General features: G+C 62.8%; 3 protein-coding genes. 2 read left to right on the top strand and 1 reads right to left on the bottom strand.

The genetic code is table 11. The features are described from left to right. Positions 1-403, bottom strand: a 403-nt coding sequence (locus ACESNG_RS10150; RefSeq protein WP_373068830.1) for a carboxypeptidase-like regulatory domain-containing protein, incomplete at its 3' end; no start/stop codon positions are given. Positions 404-868: 465 nt separating this feature from the next. Between ACESNG_RS10150 and ACESNG_RS10145 the strand changes: the two genes are divergently transcribed. Then, the gene (locus ACESNG_RS10145) at positions 869-4132 is read left to right on the top strand and encodes a carboxypeptidase regulatory-like domain-containing protein (RefSeq protein WP_373068828.1); all 3264 of its coding nucleotides are present in this window, start codon (positions 869-871) and stop codon (positions 4130-4132) included. A 206-nt stretch (positions 4133-4338) separates the two neighbouring features. After that, positions 4339-4608, top strand: a 270-nt coding sequence (locus ACESNG_RS10140; RefSeq protein ID WP_373068826.1) for a four helix bundle protein, incomplete at its 3' end; no start/stop codon positions are given.

Genomic DNA, 4608 nt, shown 5'->3' with positions numbered 1-4608 from the left:
TCTCGGCCGTCGTCACGACTCCCGCGAGCTGGACGGCTGCCACGCGGAGCGTGAAGCTTTGGTCGTAGGTAATGCCGAGCGTCAGGAAGACGTCGGAGGCCGTCTGCTTGGCGAAGCCCAGTGCCGAGGTCGAAATGGTATAGGGGCCGCCTACACGCAGGCCGATAAGGGAGTAGCCGCCGTTGCCGCGCGTGACGGCCGCGTAGCGGGTCCCAGACGGCTGGTGAATGGCCTCAACGCGAACGTTTTCCACGCCACGACCGCTGGAGTCGCGCACGGTCCCTCGGATGGCGGAACCGGTCACCTGGGCGTGGGCGGCTGTGGGAGTGACGGCAGCAGCGGCCGAAACGGCCAAGGCCAATCCCGCTAGGCCGCGACACGCGCTCTTGATCACACGGTTCATGTATAGCTCCTCGTTTTCGATTAATGCGAAGTCGCTGGAGGGGAGGCTCGGTAACGCACAAGTGAGCCCGCTTCACTACGCCCAGTTACTTTAGCATTTTCGGGGGCTCTGCACACGCGACTCCCTGATATTGACGTCGGCTGGTTACCGGCCCGTTACACGAGGCGCTGTCAACATCGCCGAACGTTTCCCAAAGACGACACCCGTACACGGGCGCTACTGACCGGGATTCCGCCTCAAGATTGATTACCGACACGGTGGGGGGCGGTCAACGTGCCCCCTTCCTTCATTTACCCTGCTCCCTCAGGCACAGCGCTGACCGCCGCGCCAATCCTCCGTGACCCACCGGTTACGCTCCTCGGTTGCCCGTATGTAACGGCGAACCTAGCTTTCCCGGTCTCGGCAGCTGGCCTCGTCTGTCCAGCGCCGAGAAACGCCTCCTCCACATTCGGACAAACTGTATCTATGCATATTCAACGTTGGCTCAGCCTGGCCGTCACGGTCGTGGCGCTGACCGTCGGTGCCTCTAAGCCGCTCGCGGCGCAGGGAACCACGACGGGCGCGATCACCGGCCTCGTGACGGACGAGAAGAATGCTCCGGTCCCGAACGTGTCGGTCGAAGTAGTCAATCGCTCCAATGGTGCGAAGGCCAGCCAGATCACGCGAGACAATGGTCGCTTCTTCATCCCGAACCTTGAAGTCGGCACCTATACCGTCATTGCGCGTCGCATTGGCTTTGCGCCGCAAACGCGCACCGACGTCGTGGTCAGCCTCACGCAGACTACGCGCCTGGACTTTCAGCTGCGGGAACAGGCGACCCAGCTCGCCACCGTTCGCACGGAAGCGGTGACCACGACCTCCGATTTCTCAGCCACCCGTCAGGGCGTGCAGACGGTCCTCACCGACACGCTCGTGCGTCGCTTGCCGACGCTGAATCGTGACGTAACGGATTTGATCCGCAACTCGCCGCAGGTGAACGTGGCGCAAGACGGACGTATCTCGGCGGCCGGCCAGAACAACCGTTTCAATAACATCCAGATTGACGGTGTGTCGCTTGCGAACCGCTTCGGTCTCGGTAGTTCGCCGACCGTTGGTGCGCAGGTCGGTGGCCGCGCCCTGCCGCTCGACGCCATCAAGGAATTCCAGGTGCTCGTGTCGCCATACGACGTGCGCCAAGGCAACTTCACCGGCGCGCTCGTGAACGCGGTGACGCAGTCGGGCACGAACGAGTTCAAGGGATCCGCGTTCCTGTATTACCGCGACCAGCAGATGGGTCGTGACACGGCGTTCCTGCGCACGTCGCCGTTCGTGCGTCGCCAGCTTGGCTTCTCGCTGGGCGGCCCGATCATCAAGAACAAGCTGCGCTTCTTCGCCACCGTTGAAACCAGCCAGAACGTGGCACCGTCGGCGGGACCGTTTTACGACCCGACGTCGCCCACCGGCCTCGTGAACTCCCCGGTCGCCGCCGCGCGTATCACCACCGCGCAGGTCGACTCGTTCGTGAACTACCTGTCGAGCAAGGGCATCGCCGCCGGCACCGGTGCGTTGCAGTCGAATGAGAATCCGCTGCTGAACACGTTCGTGCGTCTCGACTACCAGCTGTCGGGCAACACGCGTCTCGTGCTGCGCAACATCTACAACGACCAGGAAGCCTTCGACTTCTCGCGCTCGCTTGGGCAATTCAACTTCACGTCCAACGGATTCCGTCGTACCGAGAAGTCGAACCAGATCGTCGGTCAGGCGTTCACGAACTTCGGGAACGGCTTCTCGAACGAATTCACCGTGGGCCTCACGACCACGCGCTTCAAGCGCGTGCCGGACGTGCTCGCGCCGCAGGTGCTGGTACAGAACATCGGTGGCACGGGCTCGGGCATCGGGTTTCGCGCCGGTACCGAAGCCAACTCGGTTGGCAACGAGCTCCGCGAGGATCTGTACGAAATCCAGAACAACTTCACGATGCCGCTGGGCAATCACATCGTGTCGATCGGTACCCGCAACGAGATCTACAAGGCGTACAACTCGTTCTTGCAGAACGGATACGGCAACTACACGTTCAACTCGCTCTCCGACTTCGTGGCCAACCGCGCGCCGGCTTCGTTCTCGGGTTCCGGTGGGCTCGGCGGCGACGTGGTGGCCAATTTCTCGGCGGCACAGCTCGCCGGGTACATCCAGGACCAGTGGACGGTGACGCCGCGCTTCACCACCACGGTCGGCCTGCGTATCGACGTGCCGCTCTTCTTCGACAAGCCGTCGTTCGCCGCCACCGTGCAGCGTGACTTCGGTCGCAGCACCGCCGACCTGCCGTCGGGCAACCTGCAGTTCTCGCCGCGTATCGGCTTCAACTGGGACGCCACCGGCGACCAGAAGAATCAGATCCGTGGTGGTGTCGGTCTGTTCCAAGGCATCCCGGCGTATGTGTGGATGGCGAACCAGTTCCAGAACACCGGCGCCGGTCTCGCGCAGTTCACCTGCGGCGGCGGCGTGACCGCAACCAACGGCGCGGCGCCGCTGTTCAACGCCACGCCGGTGTCCCCGCGCGGTTGCGGCCTGCGGACGAACGGCACGGCAGGACGCAGCCTCGATGATGGTACGATCCTCGGCACGGTGAACCTGGCCGATCCGGACCTCAAGTTTCCGCAACTGCTCCGCGCCACGCTTGGCTATGACCGCAAGCTGCCCGGCGATGTGATCGCGACGTTTGACGGTCTGTACTCGCGTTCCATCAACAGCTTCTTTTACAACAACATCAACATCCCGCAGACGGGTCGCATCGACGCGCAAGGACGCACCGTGTTCGCCAATTTCGCGGCCAACGGAGTTCCGACCGTCTCGCCGCTCTTCCCGGTTTACGGCTCCAACGTCATCGAACTATCCAATCAGAGCAAGGACTACGCGTACAGCGCCACGGGCCAGCTCCGCAAGCGCTTCAGCGGCGCCTTCGAAGGCTCGGTGGCGTACACGTATGGTCGCAGCTACTCGGTGACCGATCTCACGTCGTCGGTGGCGCTCTCCAACTGGCAGTTCGGCCGCGTGTACTCGGGATTGCAGACTGATCAGCCGGTGAGCGCGTCGGCCTTCGACCAGCCGCATCGCTTGCTCATCAACGGCACGTACACGGCGCCGTGGAAGTCGAACCAGACGAACGTCACCTTCTACTACAGCAAGGCGTCCGGTACCCCGTATTCCTTCACGTACAGCGGCAACGGTGGCCGTGGTGATATGAACGGTGACGGCTCGAACGCCAACGACCCGATCTATATCCCGACGGGTCCGACCGATCCGAAGATGGGCTTCTCGCAGACCACGGTCGGTGGCGTCACGCTCACACCTGCCCAGCAGGCCGCGAACCTCGATCAGTTCATCAAGGACAACAGCTGTCTCGAATCGCAGCGCGGCACGATCATGAAGCGGACGTCCTGCCGGAACCCGATGTTCGATCGCTTCGACGTAACGCTCGAACAGCAGCTACCGACGATCCGCGGCGAACGTGCGACGCTCCGCCTCGACATCTTCAACGCGGCGAATCTGCTGAACAGCAAGTGGGGACGTATCAAATCCGCCTCGGGCAACAGCAATGCGTCGCTGTTGCAGGTGCAGTCGCTCACGAGTGCCGACCCCGCCACACAAGTGCCGGTCGTGACGTTCACGAACAACTTCAACCCGAGTTTCACGCCGCTCAACTTCAGCCAGTTTTATCAGGTGCAGGCGAGTCTGCGGTTGTCGTTCTGAGCTGGTTTCGCTCGTGATGGGCTGGGGAAGGCGGCGCCGGAGACGGCGCCGCCCTTTCCGTATCCGCTTTTCGGAGCGATCGCGAACTCCCTAGGAAGCAGGGGGGAGGGTTTTAGGGGGCAGGGGGCAGGAGGGACTGCGTAGATTTGCGCGAGGGGGCGGTGTTTGGAACACGTCGCTGCGTACGCCTCCCTGTATCGTGGCGCATGCAAGATCCCGCCAACATTCTCGCGTGGCATCGCGCGATTTCGCTGGCCGTCCGAGTGCACCGCATTGCGCGCGGTATCACGCGCACGCAGGCGCCGGAACTACGCACGCAAGTCACACGCGCCGTTGACTCCATCCCCACCAACATCGCGGAAGGGGTCGCTCAGCCCAGTGACGCCGATTGTGCTCGATTTCTCAGTTACGCCATCTCGTCGGCATTCGAAGTCGAGAGCCACCTCATCCTCGCGGACAAGCTCGGTCTCAAACTC

This window comes from Gemmatimonas sp. (genome assembly GCF_041689975.1).
GTDB lineage: Bacteria > Gemmatimonadota > Gemmatimonadetes > Gemmatimonadales > Gemmatimonadaceae > Gemmatimonas.
This window is presented reverse-complemented; position numbering and strand designations above follow the sequence as displayed.

Excerpts from the sequence above, each read along its gene's own strand:
- ACESNG_RS10145 (WP_373068828.1), top strand. The coding sequence starts at position 869 with ATGCATATTCAACGTTGGCTCAGCCTGGCCGTCACGGTCGTGGCGCTG.